Below are 22687 nucleotides of genomic sequence, written 5' to 3'. Positions count from 1 at the left end.
GGTTTACCCTGCCTTCTTTTCTTTTTGGAGATGCGCGAGCACCTCATCACGTGGCCCATCGACCATCAAACGTCCGTTTTGTAGGATCATTGTGCGGTCTGTCAGCGCGAGGATCGGCACACGGTGTGTCGCGATAATCGCTGTGCGACCGTCAAGCCATGCGTGCAGGCGGTCCACCAAAGTGGCTTCAAGCGTCTGATCAAGCGCCGCAGTTGGTTCGTCCAGCAGGCAAACCTTTGGATCTTGCAGCCACAGACGTGCCCAACCGATAGACTGACGCTGACCGATAGACAGGCCTTCACCACCATCACGTATTTCCAGATCGAGCCCTTTGGGGTGGTTGCGCACAAAAGGGCCGAGACCAGCAAAATCAAGCGATGCCAGCAGGCGTTCGTCGTCGCGTTCCAACAAGGTCAGATTCAGGTTTTCGCGCAATGTGCCTGCGAACAGACGCACCTCCTGCGACAGGTAGCCAACACTGCGACGCAGATCACGCGCCATGACTTGCCCCATGTCCACGCCGTCGATCAGAACACGGCCTTTGGAAGGGCGGTGCAGACCAGACAGAACTTTCAGCAACGTTGATTTACCAGACCCGTTCGCCCCAAGGATCGCAACGTGCTGCCCCGGTTTGATGGAAAGTGCTGGGATATCAATCGTGTTAGCCGCGTCTTCGTCATAGGTGTAGGACATTTCGCGCAGCTCGTAGCCGCCTTTCAATGTTTCCTTACGCAGGTATGTGCGGCCTTCTTCGACGTCTTGCGGGGCTTCCGCGATCCCGTCCAACGCCTCGAGTGCGGCTTTGACGTTAGACCAGCGTGCCAAGGTTGCCGCCAACTGCGTCAATGGCCCCAATGTCCGTGATGTCAGAATACCCACTGCGATAATTGTCCCGACAGTGAACTGGCCTTGGAACACCATAAACGTACCGACAACAACGGCGGACACATAGGTCGCCTGCTGTACGCCTTGGCTCCAGAATGTCAGGGTGCTGGATAGTTTGCGCTGCTCGGATGTTGCCAATGATGACAGGGCAGAAAATTCACCCCAAAGGCGACGGAAACGTTCTTCGCCCCGTTGGGCTTTGATCGTGTCGGCGTCGTAGATTGCTTCGTGCAACAGACGCGATGCCTTAGTCGACGCACCCTGTGTGGCCATCGTCAGCTTCATCATTTTCTTTTGCATAAAGAACGACGGCAGCACCATCAGGATGCCACCCGCGAACAGAACCCACACAACGTTGCCGCCGATGGACGCCACAAGTGCCAAGAACAGCACGATGAATGGAAGATCAGTCAGTGTGCCAATAGTGGACGCCGTAAAGAATTCACGGATCGACGAAAATTCACGGACGGCCGCGAAGGTGCCAGATGGTGTCTGGCCTTTCAGGCCGGCCTGCATGCCGAGCAATTTGTCCATCAACAGCGTCTGAATGCGCAGTTCAACCTTGCGCCCTGCCCCGTCCATGAGACGGGCACGCGCGATCCGCAGGAACGCTTCGAGCAGCATCGCGAAGCCAGCACCAATTGCCAGCACCCATAGGGTTGCGGTGGATTGGTGCGGGATCACGCGGTCATAGACCTGCAGGGAGAACAGTGCGACTGCGACGGCCAACAGGTTCGCGACAAACGATCCCAAAGCCACTTCAAACATGATGCGGCGCAGTTTTTTGACTTCGCCCCAGAACCAATGTTCTTTCAGGCCTTCATTGGCGTGGCGGCGGTTCAATTCGGTCACGGCGACATCTGCGCGGATCACGTTGCCTGTAAAGACAGGCGTGAAATCCAAAACGTCGACTTCGGTCCGGTTATCCGCGGATGCCGCGTCGTAAACAATAATCGTATCAGCGACTTGTTCCAGAACCAGAACCAGTTCGCCGTTGGTCATTTCGGCCAGTGCAGGCCAAGAAACACGATCCACTTGCGCAGGTTTGACCATTGCAACAAGACCCGCGCCTTCGAGCGCTTTGGCGATTTCGGCGCCGGTCAGATCACCACCGCCTGCGGCTGTGATCCGTTCCAGCATATCTGTCTTTGGCAGATCAACACCCAGCACAGCTGCATAAGCGGACGCAAGATTTGCCCGTTCCGCTGCTGCATCTGTGTACAACGCCGCAGGTGCCGCCAGTTCCTTGGCGGATTCAACGACGTCCGGCTGTGGCACATCCACCTTTTCCGGCGCTCCATGTTCGGCCTTGTCCGGATGTGGTGCCGCAACTTTCGGCGTGACCGGTTGGCCGCCATCAATCGCTTCGTCCGCAGGAACCTGCTTTGGTTTGATCCTTGTCAGCTTGGCCCCACGGGATGCGTTCATGTCGAATGCAAGAATAGGACCGCTCATATTTGTTCTCCGTTCACCAAGGATCCCATCAGGGCTGCGATTTCCAGCTCTGTGCGGGCGATGTCATATTTCAGGGCCACCGCTTCGCGTTCTGTGCGGACCTTGGTTTCAAAAATACCGACAACTTCGGGGACTGACCGATGACCGGACCGCTGTTGTTCGGAAAAGAGTGTGAAGTTGCTGGCCGCTTGGGCGGCAAGCGACTGGGCTTGGGCTTCTTGACGGCGCAAGGATGCAAGTTCGGTTTGCAGTGACTGCAAAGACCGGTTCGCGTTTTCACGCACCTGACCAACACGGGCCGCAGCAGCAGCTTGCGACGCTTCCAAGGCTTCCAATGACGCGCCCGTGCCGAAGCCAAATCCGTTGTCGGATCCCAAATTCAGGCCGCCATCACTGCCGCCTGAACCAATTCCAGCGGACGCCGTGAGGGACGGGAGGAATCCCGCACGGGCCGCTGTGGCCTCAGCAACAGCGCGTTGCGCTTCTGCTTGAGCCTTCATGACAGTTAAAGGTTCAGCGCCGGGACCGGGCTGACCAATGCTGGAAATGCCAGACACACCGTCCAATGGTGCCGCTGACATTGCATTCAATTCCGCAAACGCAGATGCCGCCGCTTCGTGGTCGGACGCCATATCGGCCTGCATCTGGTTCAATTTCTGTTGGACGATCTGGTGATCAACGCGGGAGGACACCCCACCGCGGACCCGTTCAGACATCACATATTCGTAGCGTTCCATCTGCTGCATGGCTGCGGCGTTCACGCCTGCCTTGGCCTTAGCTGCTTCCGCATTCAGGTACAAACCAAGTGCGGTCATGACACGGTCGTTCGTGTCTTGGGCCAGTGCCACGGCTGCAACTTCGACGTCGGCTTGGGCGTATTCGCGTTCAGCGCGTTTCTTGCCGTTATCAAACAACACCTGCTCGACTACCAATTGGGTCACAACAGTGCCGAGCGATGTCAGCGATACGTTTGGACCGAGGGTCGGCAACCAGTTTGATGCACGCGCCTCAGAGCGCAAAGTCGCCGCGCGCAGATCAGCCTCAGCCGCACGCGAATTAGCCGCCAAAACAGCATCAGCCACTTGATCATAGGACCCATTGCCTAAGACCGAGCGGCGATTCAGAAGACCTTCGATGATCGGGGATTGTGTCCCGTCTTGCAGGTTCGCATCAAGTGCTGCCTGCGGTGCGGCTTGAACGGCGCCATCGCCATCTGCCGCAAATGTGTTGGACGCCCTTGTGACACCTGCACTGCCATCCATACACGCGGATAGACTTGCGACGCATGTCAGCATCAAAACACTTTTTAGATTACACCAGCCATACACGTGCCTGCCTCACTACCTGCCAAAACTTGCCCTAAACCCTCGACCAACTTTGCGTGGTCTTTGAGGGGGTATCCCGGGGCGATCTTTTGTCGCCGCCCTCGGGATTAATCTTGTCGTTGTCGGCTTAGACGACTGGGTTCAAGTTAATCTCTTGGTCGATGATCAAGCTTGTATCGTCGCCCAGGTCATAGACGTCGTATGTCTGACCGTCGATCTGCTGTGTGCCAGAAGCAGCAACTGAGAGATCCGCCATAACAACCGTGTCGTTGTCATCGCCGTGGATGACCAATGAGTCGCTATCCGCAGACAAGGCCCGCAGTTGATCAGCTGTAATCTCGAGGTTCACACCGTTTGTTGTCTCAAGGTTGATTTCAGCGACATTGAAGTCACCCAAAGCACCGGAAGACAGGTCAAGCGATGCCGTATCCTGCAGAACAACCAATGTGGAGGTAGAGTTACCAGCCGCATCGCTGTTCGTGACCAACAGGTGAGACCCATCAGGAACCGTATCGCCAGCATCAAAGCTGAAGTACTGTGGGCCTGTAGCCGTCAAGTTGATTGCCTGAGCGTCATCAGCACCATTCACAAACTGATCGAAGCTTGTGCTTGCGTCGCCTTCAGTCAGGATTGATGCAATCACACCGGCTTCGGAAGTTGTTACTGCGACAACGTCCGCTGCATCAGGTGCAACCAGATCGACTGTCACTGTTTCAGTGATAGAGTCGACGTTACCCGCCGCGTCTGTCGCTGTGACAACGATGTTTGCTTCAAAGTCATCAGCTTGGCCTGCAGCGATTGTCGCCATTTGTGCGGCTGTAAACTCAACCGTCCAAGCGCCTGCGCTGTTCACTGTCGCTGCCTGAGATACGCTACCGAAGGCAACCATCACAGTTGAACCAGCTTCAACCACACCGTTCAGCGTCACGCCGTCAGCTGCTTCGGCATTGTTGATGACGTTGTCACCTTCAATCGCGCCGTCTGCAAATTCAAGTTTGTTCACCCATGTGTCGTAGGCCACAGTCGTGGTCGCAGAGTCAGAGTTACCAGCCGCATCTGTTGCAGTCACAGTGACTTGCGCAGTGCCTTCTGAATCGTCTGGCAGGTTCACACCTGTGTAGCTTGCAGTCCAAGACCCGTCAGCGCCGGCTGTCACGATCTGTGTTTGACCTTCGAAGACAACGGAAACCTGTGCGCCTGCATCTGTTTGACCAGAGAAGGAGAAGCTATCGCTACGCTCATCTCCATTTACAATGCTATCCGCGCCGCCTGCGTTTTCAGTCACAGTCACGTCGATTTCAGTGTCGATTGTCACTGTACCAGTAGCTGTAGCTGTGTTGCCTGCAAGGTCAGTCGAAACCGCAGTCACGTTCAGGGAAAGTTCACCAGTTGGCACTTCACTGCTTGTGAAGACAGACGTCCAAGTACCGGATGAGGTTGCAGTTACAGTGTGGGATACTGCGCCCAACGTGACCACAACGGATGCGCCCGCTTCGGCCAGACCAGTCAGTTCAACACCACTTGGGTGCTCAGCTGCGTTCACAGTGTTATCCGCACCACCAACCGCTGTCGTATCAACAGTCACGTCTGTTACTGTATCAATCGCAACAGTACCGGACGTAGATGCTGTGTTGCCGTAAGCGTCTGTCGCGTTGACGGAAACGTTCAGGTCATATTCGCCCTGCGCGATCACACCAGCATCAACTGCCAAGGACCAAGAGGACCCGGATACAACTGCGTCATATGTGTTGCCACCGAAGGACACAGTCACGGTTGAGTTTTCTTCAACAGTCCCTGTAAGCGTAAAGCCGTCGGATTCTTCGACGAAGTTGATCTCGCCGTTGCCTTCAACAGTGCTCGTTTCAATCGTGACGCTTGCGATTGTGTCGACAACCAGAACATCCGTGGATGTTGTTGAGCCACCTTCGTTGGTCAACGTCACAGTCACGTCTTCTTGGTATTCGCCGCCAGCAACTTCGTCCTGCGTGAATTCCGCAGTCCAGTCGCCATTCTCATCAGTTGTGATGTCTTGTGTCACATCGCCGACTGTGATTGTGCCGGATGTGTTTGGCGTACCAGTACCACCGATTGTCACGCCATCTGCGTAATCTTCGGCGTTTACTGTGTGACCAACGCTTTCCGTACCGTCGGAGATTGTTACGACTGGTGGATCGATAACCGGATCGACCGGATCAACAGGGTCGGTTGGATCAGTAGGATCGGTTGGATCAGTAGGATCGGTTGGGTCCGTCGGATCAGTTGGGTCGGTAGGATCTGTTGGATCTGGATCACCGCCCGTATCGCCGTCACCAGCAACATCACCGTCACCGCCATCGTCGCCGCCACCGGCACCCGCCAGCAAAAGCGAACCACCAAGTGCTGCCGCACCAGCGCCAAGCGCTGGGATGCCTGCGATACCACCAAGCAACGCGCCGCCAAGCTGGCTTGCCGCTGCTTCATCCGCAGGCACGACACCCGCAAGCTGCACGTCTGAGCCGCGCACAAAGTAAAGATCGTCGTCAGGGCTCCACTTACCGAAGCTGTCGGCGTCAACGTATTGCGCGAACAACAAATTGCCCTCGCCCGCGACCAATTCAGCCTGCGCCAATGTACCGTTCGCTGAGATGAACAGGTCCGCAATGGCTTCGCCTTCTGGCGTAAAAAAGCCTTCAACCGTCAATACAGTACCATCCACAAGCGTAACCTGCAGCGCCTGACCTTGACGTACGTATGAAAGGATATCCCCACGGCTGAGGTTTAACGAGACGTCTTGGCCCGCACCCGCAACAATGGATGTGCCGTCAGCCCCACCAAGGGACCCACGTTGTGTAACGCCCGCGTCACCGCGGACAACGAAATCAATCGCTGACATAATAACTCTACTCCGCCTCGTGCATGGCCATCTAACGGGACACGCTTATTTTGATTACGGAGACGTTAGCGGGTGAGATTCACCAAATCTAGGGGGAAAATGACATACTTTTGCCCGATTCGGAAAACGTGCGGCATGATTACCACTATTGCGAGAAATTGCTAAAGCAACTGCTCTGGCGGCCCATCGCCTTCGTTTGTTGGCGTTTCTATGTAATATAGTTTCGCATTGATGATTGCGCCCCATAAAATCAAGTAGGCACTGATATAGAGCCAAAGCAACATACCGATGACAGCGCCGATTGATCCGTAGACCTCATTGTAGCTCGCGAAGTTGGTTAAGTAGTACGACAACCCTGCCGACGCGCCGATCCATACCACAACAACAATCGCCGCCCCCAAGGTGATCCACGGCCTGCGATGCGGCTTCATATTGGGTCCGTACCTGTACAAAATGCTTAGTCCCGAAAACAGAACGGCCAAAGCGATCAGCCAACGCACCCCTTCCAGCAACATGGTCGTCGAAACGGGCAGCGGAATAAAGGCCAGGATCACCGGCAGCACAACGACAGACATCAATGCAACGGTCGCCAGCAAAACAAGAGATGCGGTCAATAGTAATGCGACCAACATTTGCCGCACCCCGCCCCGCTGTGGCGCTGCCTCAATCGCGTTGATCCCGCTCATCAAAGCACCAACAGCGGCGCGTGAAGACCAAAGCGCTAGCATGATAGAGACAAGCGTCGTCCACCCCAACGTTTCAGATCGGGCGCTCAGAAGACTTTTGATCTGCGCCTCGAAAATTCCGTATGCTTCTTGCGGGATGACGTCGCGCATCAATTCCAACTGGTCAGACACGACCACGGGATCAGCAACCAAACCAAAGACCGCAATAACAGCCGCGATCCCCGGAAACACACCAAACATTCCGAAAAACGCCACACCAGCTGCAATCAATCCGATATGACGCGTCCCCGCTTCGGTCCAGACATCATAGGCGGTGCGCCAGATTTTGAGCAGGTTTTGCAAAGCGTTCTCCGGTTTATCACCCTATACCTAGGGCAATGTTCGGCGCTTTTCCACTTGAAGATGACCATCCAGCTCAACTCCACAAAAACAGTGACTTACGGACCAAAGCTCAATCATCCGCCGATACCCTGATCCGTTTTTCCGCACAATCACGAAAGTAAAGGTTTGCCCGAGAAAAGAGTGGCCTTACACTCGGAGAAAACAGGCGAGTCCATTGAAGAATATATCCCAGCAGGTCAGCATCTTAGCAGACAAAATTCACCAATTGCGCGCAACGCGTGACCGCGTTCTCGTGGCCATGGCAGGCGCACCCGGCAGCGGTAAATCCACGCTCGCGGAAGAGGTCGCACGTGTTCTAAACGCCCAGAAGTGCCGCAGTTTGGTCGTGCCGATGGACGGCTTTCATCTAGATAACGCCATCCTCGAAGACCGTGGGCTTCTGCCCAAAAAAGGCGCACCTGAGACTTTCGATGGCGAAGGTTTTCTGATTATGATCAAAAGACTGCATGCCAAAATGGATGTAATCGCCCCCACCTTTGACCGCAATCGTGATCTGTCCATCGCAGGCGCCGTTCACATCCCAAGCGACGTGCCGGTTATCATCGCTGAAGGCAATTACCTGATGTTTGATGAAGACCCGTGGAACGATATCACCTCACTTTGGGATTTAACGGTCAGGTTAGACGTTCCGATGGACGAATTGCGAGGCCGATTGATCCAGCGGTGGCTGAACCAGAACTTGTCCCGTGCCGCAGCAACAAGACGGGCAGAAAGCAATGATATTCCAAACGCAAAACGGATCATCGAAAAAGCGCTTACCTGTGAGATAACGCTGTGAATTGCCATAGTAACCGGCTGTCAGGCACCATATACTAGGTGAAACCGCTGCCAAAGGACTGCCATCCGTGCCGCCGCTCGAAGATCTGATCGCCTGCCCTCATTGCGATACGCTCCATACCAATGCCGCACTGGCTGAAGGTGCGCAGGCGCATTGCGTGCGCTGTGGTGTCGTGCTGAAAACCGAACGCGCGACTGCGATTGTGAGCGTTTTGGCCTTGTCGATCACGTCGTTCCTGCTGATGGTTGCGGCGATCAGCTTTCCGTTCCTGAATTTGTCGGCCGCAGGTCAGACCAACAGCACATCTGTACTGGGCGCTGTGATGGCATTTTCTGATACATTCACCCTGCCCTTAGCGGCGGCTGTGGCGGCGTTCATCATCTTTCTACCCCTGATCCGGCTGGGCGCAATCATTATGGCGGTCACGCCTCTTGTTGCGGGAACAACGCCTACTTTACTGGCCCGACGTTCCTTTGGCCTGTCCGAGACATTGCGCCCTTGGTCGATGGCGGAAATCTTTATTGTCGGGGTCGCGGTTGCACTGGTGAAGGTGGCAGGTCTGGCTACAATCGCATTTGGGCCTGCTTTCTGGGCATTCACTGTTTTGGTTGTCCTGACATTTTTTCAAGACACGTTGATTTGTAGGTATTCTATATGGCGGGCGCTGGACACATCGAAGGCTTGATCACCGCCCGTGAGGCTGGTCTGGTCGCCTGTCGCCGTTGCGGTCAGGTGCAGGATATACATGCGTCCGAATGCCCGCGCTGCCACGCGACGTTACACAGCAGGTCGCCGGACAGCCTGCAAAAAGTGTGGGCCTGGATGGTGGCAGGGATCATCTTGTTCATTCCCGCCAATATTTACCCGATGTTGATCACGCGCCAGTTGGGCGACGAAACCAGCAGTACGATTTTGGGCGGTGTCATTGATCTGATGCATTACGGATCATACGGGATTGCCGCGATTGTGTTTGTCGCGTCCATCGTCATCCCGTTGGGCAAATTCTTTGCGATTGGATACCTCGCCATCAGTGTGCAGAAGAAATCCAACTTGAATATGCACCAACGGCACAAACTGTTTGATGCGGTCGAATTCATTGGCCGTTGGTCCATGATCGACGTCTTTGTGGTCGCAATTCTATCGGCCCTCGTGCAGCTTGATACTTTGGCTTCAATTAATCCGGGCATTGCCGCTATTAGCTTTGCTTTGTCTGTTGTATTTACCATGCTTTCCGCTCAAAGCTTTGACCCACGTCTCATTTGGGACGCAGATAGGGCTGCCGCCACATGACCACGACACCGTCTCCCGCGCCGCTTGATGTGCGCGAACCAGAGCCACGTAAAACATGGCGCATCAGTTGGATTTGGCTTGTGCCTTTGGTGGCGCTCGCAGTGATCCTAAGCGTGGCGTGGTCCACCTACCAAGATCGGGGTATCCTGATCGAGATTGCGTTTGAAAATGGATCAGGCATCAGCAAAGAAACTTACCTAAAGTATCGCGATATTGACGTGGGCCTTGTTGAAAAGGTCACTTTTTCTGATGATCTAGAGGTCGTGTTGGTTGACGTGCGTGTGGACAAGGAAATCGCGCCTTATCTTGATGACGACGCAATCTTTTGGGTTGTCCGGCCCGATGTGACACTGCGCGGTGTGTCCGGGCTCGATACTGTTCTGTCTGGCGCGTATATCGCTGGCAAATGGGACACTGAAGCAGACGTTGCGCAGTCCGAATTCATTGGTCTTGAAAACCCGCCACTGTTGGCCACGAACGATGCTGGGTCAGAAATTATCTTGCGGGCCCCGAATGGTGCGTCCTTGGCCCAAGGCGCGCCGATCCTGCACAAAGGATTGCAGGTTGGTTTTCTTGATGAACCCGTACTGGATCCGACGGGCAATGGCGTGATCGTGTCGGCCTTTATCGAAGAAGAATTCGCGCGGCTTGTTACAACCAACACACGGTTCTGGGACACCTCCGGTTTCTCGGTGTCTGTAGGTGCATCCGGTCTGAACCTTGATGTCGATAGCATCGCGTCGCTGATCGAAGGCGGTATCGCATTCGATACGGTTGTGTCTGGCGGACGCCCGTTGGGTGAATCCCGTGGTCCCGACATCTTTGATGTGTTTGACGATGAACAGGCCGCCCGCGAAAGCCTGTTTGAGCGTCCTGACCGTAACACATTGACCGTCGGTATCCTGTTTGACGAAACGGTCAACGGTCTGCGTCAGGGCTCTGCCGTAAAATACCAAGGTGTTAACGTCGGCGAAGTGGCCGCGATCAACGCCATTGTTGTCGAAGAGAATGGCAATAAACGGGTCCGCCTGCGGACCACGCTCGATTTGTCCCCGTCCCGGCTTGGGATTTCAGACGACACATCTGACGAAGACGCGATGGTCATCCTTGCCAGCTTCGTGGCTCAAGGGATGCGGGCGCGTCTTGTGACAGGAAACATTCTGACGGGCGCATTGGATATCGAACTGGTCGACGTTGAAAATGCCGATCTGTTTTTCCTTGATCCGGACCGCGAACCGTTCCCGATCATCCCGACAACAGCGTCTGAGGTTTCAGACGTTGCCGCTACCGCCGAAGGTGTGATGGAACGCATCAACGAATTGCCCATCGAAGAGTTGATGCAAGGCGCGGTCGATCTGATGGCCAGCATCGAAGCGCTTGCCACCGACGGCGATCTGAAAGCAGCCCCTGCGGAACTGCGCACGATCTTGGCTGACATCAGCACGGTCATCGCATCAGACGGCATTCAAGGCGCACCAGATACGTTGCAAACGTCACTTGATGGCATCCAAGACGTGGTCGCCGAAATTTCATCGATCGTCGCAAGCGCGACAGAGGCGAACCTTGTTGGTTCGTTGTCCGAAACGTTGACGACTGCCAATGACACGGTGGCCACCATCGGCACCGCGTCCGAGGCTCTACCGTCGATCATTGCCGAAATCGAAGCACTGGCAACCAAAGCAAACGCGCTGGAAGTCGAAGCATTGCTGGCCCAAGCCAATCAGACGTTGGCCAACATCGACGCAATTCTTGTGGACGAAGCGACCACCGAAATTCCAGCCACAGTTACCGCCGCAATTGATGAAATTCGTGGCTTGGTCACGGATGTGCGCGATGGCGGTGCCGTTGATAACCTGACCACCGCACTGGCAGACACAAGCAACGCAGCCCGCGCCATTTCTACCAGCGTGGAAAGCCTGCCGGAATTGGCCGAACGGGCGACCAACCTGATTACACAGCTCGAAACCGCGACAGCGAACTTGCCCGCCATTACCGAACAGATCGAACAGCTGACGGTCAAAGCGAATAGTGTTGAAATCAACGCACTTGTGACCCAAGCGACCCAGACCTTGAACGCCATTGATACGATCCTGCTGAGCGATGGCGCAAACGAATTACCGGCTGCGTTGACAGGTGCTTTGGACGAAATGAACGTCTTCCTCGCGACCGTCCGCGAAGGTGGGGCGCTTGAAAACGTGAACGCCGCCCTTGCGGCTGCCGCGGACGCCGCGAATTCCATCGATACGGCGGCACGCGGTCTGCCTGCGCTGTCTTCCGAAACGGCGCGTTTGGTCAATACGATCAGCGCAGTGGCAAACGCCTATGGGGAACAATCACGGTTCTCGAGCGACACAGCGGCTACCTTGCGCGATATTCAGGCGGCCGCCGATGCGGTCACGTCCCTCGCACGGGCCATTCAACGCAACCCATCATCACTTCTGACAGGGCGATAACATGTTTAAACCACTTCTTTTGACCGTTGCCCTTACCGCGCTGGCCGCCTGTTCCGGCCCGACCAATCGGGTTGAAATGACACCGTTGAATTCTACGCTGGATCTGCGGGCCAATGTCAGTTCCGCCATTGTGCGGACCGTTTCCCTGCCAAGCTATGCGGCAGCCGAAGAAATCTCGATCGAAAGCCCTGAGGGTTTGATCACCACCGATGGCGCATTTCTTTGGGCGGATGAGCCTGAACGCGCCGCTACGCTAACGATCACGCGTCACCTGAACGATATCCTGACGGCAACAATCGGCCCCGATCCATGGCCGTTCGCTGGCATCCCTGATGTGGCCATTGAAGTCCGCGTCGAAGAAATGCTGGCGGGCAATGACGGGGTTTTCACCCTGCGCGGGCAGTACTTTATCGGGGGTGACGGGATCGATTACCCGAACCGTGCGCGCAGCTTTGCCTATACAACACCGCTTGTGGGTGAAGGGCTAAACGGCGTCGCACAGGCGCAGTCCCAAGTGATATTGGAACTGGCCGAAGATATCGCCCGCGCTTTGTCACGCTAGATCAGCGATCCAGTTTCACCCACGCGCTGTCGCGCTTTGACGATCGGACACAGGCATCGATGAACTGCATGCCTGCGATCCCTTCGCGGATACCCGGATAGGTCACCGCTGGATCAAGCGGGGTACCGTCGCGCTGTGCCTCAATCGCGTCCGCGGCTTCGCTGTAGATATTGGCAAACCCTTCCAGATACCCTTCGGGATGCCCTGCGGGGATACGCGACATGCGGATGTTTGCATCCAACGCGCCTGCCCCGTTGGTGGTCAGCAGTTGCTTGGGTTCGCCGTGACGTGTGAACCATAATTGGTTCGGGTTCATCTGGCCCCATTCCAACCCGCCTTTGTCGCCATAAATGCGCAAAGTCAGCCCGTTTTCGTTCCCCGGTGCGACCTGGGAACACCACAGCATCCCTTTTGCCCCGCCACCAAAACGCATCATGACATGGGCGTTGTCGTCTAATTCTCGGCCCGGCACAAAGGATGACAGATCAGCGGCAAGGCTTTCGACAGACAGGCCCGTCACGAATTCGGTCAGGTTAAACGCGTGTGTCCCGATGTCGCCAGTGGACCCACCTGCCCCTGACCGCGCCGGATCAACGCGCCATTCGGCCTGTTTGAATTCTTCTTTGTTCGTCAGCCAGCTTTGCGCATATTCGGCCTGCACGACCCGCAATTCGCCTAGATCACCATTTTCGATCATGGCCTTTGCCTGACGCATCAGCGGGTAGCCCGTATAATTATGGGTCAGCACAAACAAGGCATCGCTGTCTTCGACGACTTTCGCCATCTTCTTGGCGTCTGCCATCGTCGATGTCAGCGGCTTGTCGCAGATCACGTGGATACCGCGTTTCAGGAATTCACGCGTCGGTGCGAAATGCATGTGGTTCGGCGTGACGATTGCGACCGCTTCGATCCCGTCTTTCAAACGGGCCTCGCGGATCGCCATGGACTTGAAATCATCATACACACGGTCAGGTGCTAGCCCCAAAGCCGCGCCAGAGGCCTGTGACTTTTCGGGCGTTGAAGAAAGCGCGCCCGCGACGAGTTGAAAACGTCCGTCGATGCGCGACGCGATACGGTGGACCCCACCAATAAACGCGTCATTGCCGCCACCGACCATACCTAAACGAATGGGTCTCATGATCATGTCTCCTTACAGGCCAAGCATCTTGCGGTTGGTCGCTTCATCGACAGCGCCGCCTGCGAAATCGTCAAAAGCATGTTCGGTCACGCGAATAATGTGATCTTTGACAAATTGCGCACCTTCCCGCGCCCCATCTTCAGGGTGTTTCAACGCACATTCCCATTCGACAACCGCCCAGCCTGCGAAATCATTCGCGGCCATTTTGGCGAAGATCGCCCCGAAATCGACCTGACCGTCGCCCAGACTACGGAACCGACCTGCCCGATCAACCCACGATTGGTAGCCACCATAGACACCTTGACGGCCCGTTGGGTTGAATTCCGCGTCTTTGACGTGGAACATCTTGATCCGGTCTTTGTAGATGTCGATGTTATCGATGTAATCAAGGCACTGCAGAACGTAGTGCGACGGGTCGTACAGCATGTTGCAGCGGGCATGACCGCCAAGCCGTTCGAGGAACATCTCAAACGTCACGCCGTCGTGCAGGTCTTCACCTGGGTGGATTTCATAGCAAACATCAACGCCGCATTCTTCCGCGAGGTCCAGAATTGGACGCCAGCGGTTTGCCAATTCATCAAAGGCCGTCTCGACCAAACCCGCCGGACGTTGTGGCCACGGGTACACGTAGGGCCACGCCAGCGCGCCTGAAAATGTCGCCATTTCCGTCAACCCAAGATTCTTGGACGCCTTCAGCCCCATTTTGACTTGATCGACAGCCCAGGCTTGGCGTGCAGCGGGATTGCCCTGCACCTCTGGCGCTGCAAAAGCGTCAAATGCGGTGTCATATGCAGGGTTCACGGCGACCAACTGGCCCTGCAAATGGGTCGATAGTTCGGTGACAGTGACGCCATTCGCTGCCGCCTCGCCCGCCCATTCGTCACAATAGGTCTTTGATTCGGATGCCTGTTTCAGGTCAAAGAACCGCCCGTCCCAACTGGGAACCTGCACGCCTTTGTAACCGCAATCCGCCGCCCATTTTGTAATGCCACCCCACGTATTAAATGGCGCCGCATCGCCTGCGAATTGAGCCAAAAACAGCCCCGGTCCCTTAATCGTTTTCATGATGCCTCCCGCATGAATCACTGATGGCGCACCAGCGCCCATCTTTGGCGACAGCAAAAACTATAACGATTTAGAAAGCAAGCCGAGACATAAAAAAAGCCGCGCACCCAGCGGTACGCGGCCTTCAAACTGCATCCAAAGACTAGCTGCGAATGCGTTGTTCCGTCTTCGCATCGAACAGATACAAGCGGGATGGATCGACTGTGATCCCGACAGTTTCGCCGGATGAAACACGTTCGTCACCACGTTGTTCAATAACGATTTTCTCGCCTGTGCTACCCTCAAGGTATGCGAATGAAACACCACCAAGGCTTTCGACCATATCAACGTTCAACGCGTTGCCTGCGGTGTCCACTTCAAGGTGCTCAGGACGCAAACCAACGGTCACGTCGTGGCCTTTGTAAGCGGTAGAAAGATCAGCCGGAATCGTCATGCCCAATGCGGGGACTTCGACGCCGCCGTCGACGACTTTACCGTTCAAGAAGTTCATCGCTGGTGATCCGATAAAGCCCGCTACAAATTTGTTGTCGGGATCACGGTACAGATCCATCGGTGCGCCGACCTGTTCGATCACGCCTTTGCGCAGCACAACGATCTTGTCGGCAAGCGTCATCGCTTCGACCTGATCGTGCGTCACGTAAATCATCGTCGCGCCGATTTCTTTGTGCAGACGTGCGATTTCGACGCGCATCTCAACACGCAATTCGGCGTCGAGGTTGGACAGTGGTTCGTCGAATAGGAAGACTTCTGGGCCCCGAACAATCGCACGGCCAATAGATACCCGCTGACGCTGACCACCTGACAAGGCAGCAGGTTTGCGGTCCAGATAGTCTTCGAGCTTTAGAATTCGTGTTGCTTCTGCGACTTTTGCTTCGATTTCGGCTTTGGGATGGCCGTTCATCTTCAGGCCAAAGCCCATGTTATCTTTGACCGTCATGTGCGGATACAGCGCGTAGGTTTGGAAAACCATCGCCACCCCACGCTGGGACGGGTCCATACGGGTTACATCGCGATCGCCGATGTGCATTTGACCTTCGGTTGTTTCTTCAAGCCCTGCGACCATCCGCAACAATGTCGACTTACCGCAGCCGGAGGGGCCAACAAAAACGCAGAACTCACCATCTTTGATTTCTAGATCAATGCCGTGAATGACCTGAACGTCGCCATACCGCTTGATGACCTTGTCTAGTGTAACGCCTGCCATGACTGTCTCGCCTCCCGAATGTGCCGGCCCAAAGCCCGCTAATTTCATGATCTGCTAGCCATGAATGCGCATCCTGTTTGATGTGCAATTCGATCACGTCTAGCCTCGACCTGTTGACAACACTACGCGAGTCGCGTTTTAGTTTCAATATTCAAAACCTAGTTCCAAATATTGAAACCACCGCAAGGCAGGCCGATATCGGAACTTCGGTGGGGAATGGAAGACGGAAGCACCTAGGGAGGACACTATGCGTTCCATCATGAAAACATCCTTTGCAGCACTCGCAGCTGCTAGCATCGCAGCAACTGCTGCTATGGCAGACGGTCATGCACTGTCTGGCGATCTGAAAATCACATCAGACATGTCCAACCCAGCGCCACGCGCTGTGATGGAAGGTATGGTCGCTGATTTTGGCGCCCTGCACCCTGACCTGAACATCGAGCTGACGATCGTTGACCGTGAAGCTTGGAAAACACAAATCCGTAACGCGCTAACAGCCAACTCACCTGACGTTGTGAACTGGTACGCGGCTAACCGTATGAAGCCATACGTCGACGCAGGCCTGTTCGCAGACATCTCTGACCTTTGGGCAGAGCCAGAGTTCGCAGCACTTGCATCCACAAAAGGTGCGATGACGCTGGACGACAAACAGTGGGGCGTGCCGTACACGTACTACCAGTGGGGCGTTTACTACCGCAAAGACATCTTCGCAGATTTGGGTCTTGAAGAGCCAACAACTTGGGAAGAAGAAAAAGCGAACTGTCAGGCAATCCTCGACAGTGGCGTAAAGTGCTACACAATCGGGTCCAAGTTCCTGTGGACTGCTGGCGGTTGGTTCGACTACATCAACTCCCGCACAAACGGCTATGACTTCCATATCGCACTGGCATCCGGTGAAATCGAATGGACAGACGACCGCGTACGTCAAACATTCGCAAACTGGCGCGAACTGATCGACATGGGCGCGTTCATCGACGACCACCAGAACTACAGCTGGCAAGAAGCCATGCCGTTCATGGTCAACGGTGAAGCAGCATCTTACCTGATGGGTAACTTCTCTGTCGCAGCATTCCGCGAAGGTGGCCTGACAGACGATCAACTGGACTTCTACCAGTTCCCAGTGATCAACCCAGACGTTGACTACGCAGAAGACGCGCCAACAGATACATTCCACATCCCAGCTGGTGCTGAGAACATGGAAGCGGCGAAAGAATTCTTGCGCTTTGTGACATCTGCGGAAAACCAGACCAAGATCAACTCTGGTGACGCGCTGGGTCAGCTGCCAGTGAACGCAAACTCTTCCATCGACGCGGACAAGTTCCTCGAAGAAGGTTTCGAGATGCTTTCAAACAACGCTGGTGGCGGCATCATGCAGTTCTTCGACCGTGACTTTGATGCGGAAATGGCATCTGTCGGCATGGAAGGCCTGCAAGAGTTCATGGTGTTCCCAGACAACCTGGATGACATCCTGGCACGCCTGGAAGACACACGTCAGCGTATCTACCAGTAACGCCTAAGACTTCGCGCCCTCCTCAGATTTGAGGGGGGCGCACTTTTCAAACCCATCCGCAAACCTGACAGCATTTCAGGTTTTCGCATGCGTTGACCCCTTAAAATCAGGGTGCGGGAGGACACGACCCCATGGCATTTACAACAGTTGAACCTTCAACGGCCGAACGCGGCTGGTACAAGCGCAACGAGATCGCGATCACACCGTGGTTGTTCTTGTTTCCAGCCGTCTTGTTCTTTGTGGTCTACGTGATCATTCCGATCGGCCAATCGTTCTGGATTTCGTTTCACGAATGGGACGGTCTGGGCGAAAAAACCTATGTTGGCTTGGCCAACTACGAACGGCTTTTGACCGACGACCGCAAATTCAACATTTCGTTCGTAAACAACATCAAATGGCTGCTCCTGTACCTGCTGGCGATCCCGCTGGGATTGATGATTTCATTGTTTTTGAACCAGACAGTCACGGGTATTCGGCTTTATAAGTCTTTGTTCTTCTTCCCGTTTGTGATCAGCCAAGTGGTTGTGGGCCTCGTGTTCTCATGGTTCTACCTGCCGAACTTTGGCCTGTTCAGCGTGATCCTCGATATCTTCGGACTTGAAGTCAAAGGCGGCGTTCTGGGCAACCCGAACACAGCCACCTACGGCATTATCGCGGCAGGCCTTTGGCCACAGACGGCATACTGCATGATCTTGTATCTCACAGGTCTGAACGCGGTTGACCCCGAACAGGTCGAAGCGGCACGTCTGGACGGCGCTAAGGGGCACAAGATGCTCTGGTATGTGATCCTACCGCAGCTGAAGCCCGCGACCTTTATCGCTTTTGTTGTGACCATCATTGGCGCGCTGCGGTCTTTCGATTTGATTTCCGTGATGACGAACGGTGGTCCGTTCGGCTCTACACGGGTTCTGTCGTTCTACATGTTCGAGGAATCACTGTCCGAATTTGGCTTCCGCATGGGATACGGGGCGGCCATCGCCGTGGTCCTGTTCTTCATCATGCTAGGATTTATCGTCTACTTCCTGTGGTCGATGTACCAAGACGAAAAAGGGGCGCACTAAGATGTTTCCAACACCCATCGAAAAGTCATCCCGCACGTGGCAGATCAGCTATCAGATCATCCTGCCGATCGTTTTGGTCATCTGGCTGTTGCCACTGATCGCTGTTGCCATGTTCTCGATCAAGCCTGACGCGGATTTCGTAAACGGGAACTTCTGGGGGCTGCCATCCAGCTTCGAGATGTTCAACAACTACGGCAAGGTGTTCTTTGAATCCAACATGCCGAAATACCTGCTGAACTCTGTGTTTATCACGATCCCAACGGTGATCGGTGCGGTGGCGTTGTCGGCAATGGCGGGTTTCGCGCTTGGCATTTACAAGTTCAAAGGCAACCTGCTGATCTTCTTCATGTTCATCGCCGGCAACTTCGTGCCTTTCCAAATCCTGATGGTGCCCGTGCGTGACCTGACGATCAGCCTTGGCATGTACGACACAGTGCAAGGTCTGGTCCTGTTCCACATCGCGTTCCAGACTGGGTTCTGCACGCTGTTTATGCGGAACTTCATCAAAGCCCTGCCTTTCCCGCTGATCGAAGCCGCGCGCGTCGAAGGCATCGCGGAATGGCGCATCTTCCTTTACGTCGTGCTGCCACTGATGAAACCGGCGCTCGCAGCGCTTGCCGTGTTGATCTTTACCTTCATCTGGAACGACTACTTCTGGGCGGTTGTGCTGACACAAGGTCCAAACGCGCAGCCAGTGACGGCAGGCATCACAGAATTCAACTCGCAGTTCCGCGCGGCGTACCATCTGATGTCCGCTGGTTCGATCGTGGCGGCTTTGCCACCGGTCGCGATGTTCTTCTTGATGCAAAAGCACTTCATCGCAGGTCTGACACTCGGCGCTGTGAAGTAACCGAACCAAACCGACAACAAAGGGCGCCCCGGTCTCCGGCGGCGCCTTTTTTATGCATGGAACCCTGTTGCCAGAGGGGCAATGCACTGCAGTTGACTTAAAATCATGCTGATTTGCGCGAAATTGTGACACATTGCCGTGCTACCGAAGAGTGGGGAAATTCGCACTCAAGGTGCCTGAGAAAGGTTGTCTTAATGAAGTTCTTAAATGGTATTTTCAAAACACTCGCAATCAGCACACCGTTGTTCATGGCTCTCCCAAACATCGGATCAGCGCAAAGCGCATCATCACAGCGATCGATCACACCGTCAGACTGGTCTCGCTACGTAAATGTGGATGAACTTAGCGCCTTGATGGAACAGGTGCCGGACATCCAAATCATCGATATCCGTGCCGAAAAATACATGCCTAAGGGATCAATTCCCGGTGCCATTTGGATGTCCTTCCCAAATTGGCAGGGGCCTGCGGACCGTGCGGGACGTATGCTGACCGAGGCAGAACTTGAAACGATGATCGGCAGCATTGGGGTCGACCCTGACCTGCCAGTTGTTATTCACAATCAATCTGGCCACATCGTGCAAACTGGGCGTGCCGCAATTGTTTATTGGGTTCTAAAATCCGCTGGGTTCCAGAATATTGCCATCTTGGAAGACGGTTTCAAAGCGTGGCAAGCCGCTGATTTACCAACAGTTGATGAGCCGACGGTTTTGCCTGCAACTCTTGTTGATTTGGAAATCCAGACTGATTGGTGGGCCGATCCAATGGATATTTTTGCCGTCGCGAGCGGTCAAATAGACGGGGCAATTCTTGATGCGCGACTGGACGGACAGGTTCGGAAGTCCATGGAAACGGGCGAACCCTTGGTCAGCATGCCAATGGCGCAATACGTGCCGTCAAGCTGGTTCACCAACGATCTGGATGCCGACAATCTATCGGCAGAGGCCGTACAGGAATTTCGCGAAAGGCTTGAAGGCCGCGGGCTGCATCTTGACGACGAAATGCTGATCAGCATTTGTCAGACAGGTGAGCTTAGCGCTGTGTCTTGGTTCTATGCCTCTGAAATCGTGGGTATCGAAAACGTCCGCTACTATCCTGACGCGCTCAAAGGGTGGTCACGTGACGGTGGCATTATGTTTGGCATGGATATGTCTGCAGGCCGTTAGTCGCACAAAACGCCGCGCAGATGCTGCGCGACATATCTGTTTACGACGATCTATAATGATGCGTCGATCCGCAAGCTGTGGAGGGTTTTCAATGCGTAAACCCAGCGTACGCCTTCCCCGCGGGGAAGGTTTCAGTCACAGATCAAGCATCACAGCCTGACCGGTACGGGCGGATTCCTGCGCCGCGAGACCAATTGCAACGGCTTTCATGCCGTCATCTGCCGTGACTTCCACAACGCCTTCGCCGCGCACAACAGCGTTGAACCGCTGGTGTTGGTAAAAGGTCGACCCGTTGTGATCGCCTGCTTCCAGCAACGTTGGATCAACCGGAATTTCAGACGTGAACGGCCCCTTGGGTGCGCGTGGCGAAATGATCAGCTGTGGCACTGGTGGTTCGCCCAGCGCCTTTGGCCAGAACCGACCCGGTCCGGGCACCAATGCTTCGATTTTCGCTTTGGGGCCTACAGCGCTAATTTCTTCTTGGTAGCGTGATCCTTCGGCGAACATGCACAATTCCAGCATCGCCCGCGCCCCGCCTTTGAAATCAATGATCACATAGCCATGGTCCCAGATGTCCGGTGTTTCGTCGTTGTAGCGTTCTTCAAGGTGGTTAAACCCCTGCCCTGCAGACGCCATGACGCGGATTGGTTCGTCCTTGAGGATCAACCGCATCAGGTCGAAGAAATGGCAGCATTTTTCGACCAATGTTCCGCCTGTTTTTGCGTTGAACCGGTTCCAGTCTCCAATCTTGGGCAAGAACGGAAAGCGGTGTTCGCGCACGGTCAGCATCTTGATACCGCCCGTGGCTTGCTCTGCTTGCTCGATCAGGGCCGCAACTGGCGGCATATAGCGGTATTCCATCGCGACCCAAAACGGTGCCGGATAGTCCGCCGCAAGATCCGCAATCACGCCGGCTTGCGCGGGGTCGGTGTACAACGGCTTTTCGCAAAGAACTGGCAAGGGCCGTGTCTGTGCGATGATCTTCATCTGATCCACATGTAGATAGTTCGGGCTGACGATCACCAGCGCGTCGATTTTCTCGAACGCCAGCAAATCTTCCAAGCTGTCTGCCACGTATGCGTCGCCAGCCAATGTCGCGGCGCTTTCCGCCAGATCACGCACCGGATCAAAAACCGCAGTGACCGTCCCATGGGGAAGAAGCCCGATATTTTGGATATGCTCGCGGGCCATCATGCCGCATCCAATTATCCCGTAGTTGACCATTTCCAACGTCGTTACCCTTTTCCGATGCGCGATATGTAGCGCGCCTTGTTATAATCGAACCAAGTCCGGGAAAATTCCGCAGGCGTACCTGCTGCGTCGGAACTGACCCGTTCAATGTATCCAGCCATATCGCCGGTCTGCAGACCAAAGCTGTCATGGCACCAAGCGGGCACAGGTGCCACGCCAATGTCATCAACCGCAGAGCCGATCATCAGCCCCAGATCATGACGGTAAAAATGATAGAGCGACTCGCTCAGGTCCTCGGCGGTCACCGTGTCGCGATACGACCCGTCCAGCCAGATTTCCTCAAGCGCGATCACTTCCTTATCCAAGGACCGCAGCCGTCTGATCCGGTGCCCTTCGGCGGATGGACCAAAATCGGGCATGCCCGTTTCTTTTGGCAAGCGCGTCACATCCAATACCCGCGCCGTTGGCAAACCGCCCCCGCCTGCGCGTTCCAAACGGAAGAACGCATAGACCGACGCCACATCGGTTTGATGACGCACGTAGTTGCCAGACCCTTGGACCCGTTCCAGCATTCCCTTGTCCGCCAAATCGCCCAGCGCCTTGCGGAGCGTACCCACGGAAATACCAAGCTCTACCGCCATATCTCGTTCGGGCGGCAAACGCGCCCCGTCGGCCAAATGCCCCGCTGCTATTTCACGGATCAGCATTTCGCTGACTTGGATATACTTTGGTAACGATGAGGCGTCCGCCATCTCGGTCCCTCCCCGGTCCGATTTGATAATTGATCCACCATTGAT

Annotated in this window: 18 protein-coding genes; 9 read left to right on the top strand and 9 right to left on the bottom strand. The window is 55.1% G+C overall.

Annotated features, from left to right (window positions below; genetic code table 11):
• Positions 1–3: 3 nt before the first annotated feature.
• The 4 genes from AC0L7R_RS07085 to AC0L7R_RS07070 all read right to left on the bottom strand — a co-directional run bounded on the left by AC0L7R_RS07085 (position 4) and on the right by AC0L7R_RS07070 (position 7565).
• Positions 4–2340 (bottom strand): ATP-binding cassette domain-containing protein, encoded by a 2337-nt coding sequence (locus AC0L7R_RS07085; RefSeq protein WP_473659876.1) that lies wholly within the window; start codon positions 2338–2340, stop codon positions 4–6.
• Entirely contained in the window at positions 2337–3635 is a 1299-nt protein-coding gene (locus AC0L7R_RS07080; RefSeq protein WP_473659874.1) for a TolC family protein, read from the bottom strand. The genes AC0L7R_RS07085 and AC0L7R_RS07080 overlap by 4 nt, the downstream gene beginning before the upstream one ends.
• 157 nt (positions 3636–3792) lie before the next feature.
• Positions 3793–6537, bottom strand: coding sequence for a BapA/Bap/LapF family prefix-like domain-containing protein (locus tag AC0L7R_RS07075; protein WP_473659872.1), 2745 nt, complete (start codon positions 6535–6537; stop codon positions 3793–3795).
• A gap of 161 nt (positions 6538–6698) precedes the next feature.
• Positions 6699–7565, bottom strand: a complete 867-nt coding sequence (locus AC0L7R_RS07070; protein ID WP_348107694.1) for a YihY/virulence factor BrkB family protein — start codon at positions 7563–7565, stop codon at positions 6699–6701.
• A 214-nt stretch (positions 7566–7779) separates the two neighbouring features.
• Between AC0L7R_RS07070 and AC0L7R_RS07065 the strand changes: the two genes are divergently transcribed.
• The 5 genes from AC0L7R_RS07065 (at position 7780) to AC0L7R_RS07045 (ending at position 12708) form a co-directional block, all read left to right on the top strand.
• Positions 7780–8403 carry a nucleoside/nucleotide kinase family protein gene (locus AC0L7R_RS07065; protein WP_473659870.1) on the top strand — a complete coding sequence of 208 codons (624 nt, stop codon included), beginning with the start codon at positions 7780–7782 and terminating at the stop codon, positions 8401–8403.
• A gap of 67 nt (positions 8404–8470) precedes the next feature.
• Positions 8471–9088 carry a paraquat-inducible protein A gene (locus AC0L7R_RS07060; RefSeq protein ID WP_473659868.1) on the top strand — a complete coding sequence of 206 codons (618 nt, stop codon included), beginning with the start codon at positions 8471–8473 and terminating at the stop codon, positions 9086–9088.
• Positions 9058–9693, top strand: coding sequence for a paraquat-inducible protein A (locus tag AC0L7R_RS07055; RefSeq protein WP_348107697.1), 636 nt, complete (start codon positions 9058–9060; stop codon positions 9691–9693). The genes AC0L7R_RS07060 and AC0L7R_RS07055 overlap by 31 nt, the downstream gene beginning before the upstream one ends.
• A complete protein-coding gene (locus tag AC0L7R_RS07050) occupies positions 9690–12146 on the top strand; it encodes an MlaD family protein (RefSeq protein ID WP_473659866.1) in 2457 nt (818 codons plus the stop codon). The genes AC0L7R_RS07055 and AC0L7R_RS07050 overlap by 4 nt, the downstream gene beginning before the upstream one ends.
• 1 nt (position 12147) lies before the next feature.
• Positions 12148–12708 (top strand): PqiC family protein, encoded by a 561-nt coding sequence (locus AC0L7R_RS07045; RefSeq protein WP_247128275.1) that lies wholly within the window; start codon positions 12148–12150, stop codon positions 12706–12708.
• 1 nt (position 12709) lies between these two features.
• Here the strand turns inward: AC0L7R_RS07045 and AC0L7R_RS07040 are convergent, their stop codons facing one another.
• From AC0L7R_RS07040 to AC0L7R_RS07030, 3 genes are all read right to left on the bottom strand, one after another.
• Positions 12710–13846, bottom strand: a complete 1137-nt coding sequence (locus AC0L7R_RS07040) for a Gfo/Idh/MocA family protein (protein WP_348107700.1) — start codon at positions 13844–13846, stop codon at positions 12710–12712.
• A gap of 12 nt (positions 13847–13858) precedes the next feature.
• Positions 13859–14911 carry a TIM barrel protein gene (locus tag AC0L7R_RS07035; RefSeq protein WP_473659863.1) on the bottom strand — a complete coding sequence of 351 codons (1053 nt, stop codon included), beginning with the start codon at positions 14909–14911 and terminating at the stop codon, positions 13859–13861.
• A 142-nt stretch (positions 14912–15053) separates the two neighbouring features.
• Positions 15054–16115: an ABC transporter ATP-binding protein gene (locus AC0L7R_RS07030; protein ID WP_247128278.1), complete on the bottom strand. Its 1062-nt coding sequence runs from the start codon at positions 16113–16115 to the stop codon at positions 15054–15056.
• Positions 16116–16362: 247 nt separating this feature from the next.
• Between AC0L7R_RS07030 and AC0L7R_RS07025 the strand changes: the two genes are divergently transcribed.
• The 4 genes from AC0L7R_RS07025 to AC0L7R_RS07010 all read left to right on the top strand — a co-directional run bounded on the left by AC0L7R_RS07025 (position 16363) and on the right by AC0L7R_RS07010 (position 20699).
• The gene (locus AC0L7R_RS07025; RefSeq protein ID WP_247128279.1) at positions 16363–17625 is read left to right on the top strand and encodes an ABC transporter substrate-binding protein; all 1263 of its coding nucleotides are present in this window, start codon (positions 16363–16365) and stop codon (positions 17623–17625) included.
• A gap of 131 nt (positions 17626–17756) precedes the next feature.
• Positions 17757–18686, top strand: a complete 930-nt coding sequence (locus AC0L7R_RS07020; protein ID WP_247128280.1) for a carbohydrate ABC transporter permease — start codon at positions 17757–17759, stop codon at positions 18684–18686.
• A 1-nt stretch (position 18687) separates the two neighbouring features.
• On the top strand, positions 18688–19536 hold the full coding sequence (locus tag AC0L7R_RS07015) for a carbohydrate ABC transporter permease (RefSeq protein WP_247128281.1): 849 nt from the start codon (positions 18688–18690) through the stop codon (positions 19534–19536).
• 194 nt (positions 19537–19730) lie between these two features.
• Positions 19731–20699 carry a sulfurtransferase gene (locus AC0L7R_RS07010; protein WP_473659860.1) on the top strand — a complete coding sequence of 323 codons (969 nt, stop codon included), beginning with the start codon at positions 19731–19733 and terminating at the stop codon, positions 20697–20699.
• Positions 20700–20834: 135 nt separating this feature from the next.
• Here the strand turns inward: AC0L7R_RS07010 and AC0L7R_RS07005 are convergent, their stop codons facing one another.
• Both AC0L7R_RS07005 and AC0L7R_RS07000 read right to left on the bottom strand, forming a co-directional pair.
• Positions 20835–21923, bottom strand: coding sequence for a Gfo/Idh/MocA family oxidoreductase (locus tag AC0L7R_RS07005; RefSeq protein ID WP_473660374.1), 1089 nt, complete (start codon positions 21921–21923; stop codon positions 20835–20837).
• Positions 21924–21934: 11 nt separating this feature from the next.
• On the bottom strand, positions 21935–22642 hold the full coding sequence (locus AC0L7R_RS07000; protein WP_473659858.1) for a UTRA domain-containing protein: 708 nt from the start codon (positions 22640–22642) through the stop codon (positions 21935–21937).
• Between the last annotated feature and the right edge of the window lie 45 nt (positions 22643–22687).

The organism is Yoonia sp. D2-7, from assembly GCF_055809435.1.
This window is presented reverse-complemented; position numbering and strand designations above follow the sequence as displayed.

Excerpts from the sequence above, each read along its gene's own strand:
- AC0L7R_RS07085 (WP_473659876.1), bottom strand. The coding sequence starts at position 2,340 with ATGAGCGGTCCTATTCTTGCATTCGACATGAACGCATCCCGTGGGGCC.
- AC0L7R_RS07080 (WP_473659874.1), bottom strand. The coding sequence starts at position 3,635 with ATGCTGACATGCGTCGCAAGTCTATCCGCGTGTATGGATGGCAGTGCA.
- AC0L7R_RS07075 (WP_473659872.1), bottom strand. The coding sequence starts at position 6,537 with ATGTCAGCGATTGATTTCGTTGTCCGCGGTGACGCGGGCGTTACACAA.
- AC0L7R_RS07055 (WP_348107697.1), top strand. The coding sequence starts at position 9,058 with ATGGCGGGCGCTGGACACATCGAAGGCTTGATCACCGCCCGTGAGGCT.
- AC0L7R_RS07050 (WP_473659866.1), top strand. The coding sequence starts at position 9,690 with ATGACCACGACACCGTCTCCCGCGCCGCTTGATGTGCGCGAACCAGAG.
- AC0L7R_RS07045 (WP_247128275.1), top strand. The coding sequence starts at position 12,148 with ATGTTTAAACCACTTCTTTTGACCGTTGCCCTTACCGCGCTGGCCGCC.
- AC0L7R_RS07040 (WP_348107700.1), bottom strand. The coding sequence starts at position 13,846 with ATGAGACCCATTCGTTTAGGTATGGTCGGTGGCGGCAATGACGCGTTT.
- AC0L7R_RS07035 (WP_473659863.1), bottom strand. The coding sequence starts at position 14,911 with ATGAAAACGATTAAGGGACCGGGGCTGTTTTTGGCTCAATTCGCAGGC.
- AC0L7R_RS07030 (WP_247128278.1), bottom strand. The coding sequence starts at position 16,115 with ATGGCAGGCGTTACACTAGACAAGGTCATCAAGCGGTATGGCGACGTT.
- AC0L7R_RS07025 (WP_247128279.1), top strand. The coding sequence starts at position 16,363 with ATGCGTTCCATCATGAAAACATCCTTTGCAGCACTCGCAGCTGCTAGC.
- AC0L7R_RS07020 (WP_247128280.1), top strand. The coding sequence starts at position 17,757 with ATGGCATTTACAACAGTTGAACCTTCAACGGCCGAACGCGGCTGGTAC.
- AC0L7R_RS07015 (WP_247128281.1), top strand. The coding sequence starts at position 18,688 with ATGTTTCCAACACCCATCGAAAAGTCATCCCGCACGTGGCAGATCAGC.
- AC0L7R_RS07010 (WP_473659860.1), top strand. The coding sequence starts at position 19,731 with ATGAAGTTCTTAAATGGTATTTTCAAAACACTCGCAATCAGCACACCG.
- AC0L7R_RS07005 (WP_473660374.1), bottom strand. The coding sequence starts at position 21,923 with ATGGTCAACTACGGGATAATTGGATGCGGCATGATGGCCCGCGAGCAT.
- AC0L7R_RS07000 (WP_473659858.1), bottom strand. The coding sequence starts at position 22,642 with ATGGCGGACGCCTCATCGTTACCAAAGTATATCCAAGTCAGCGAAATG.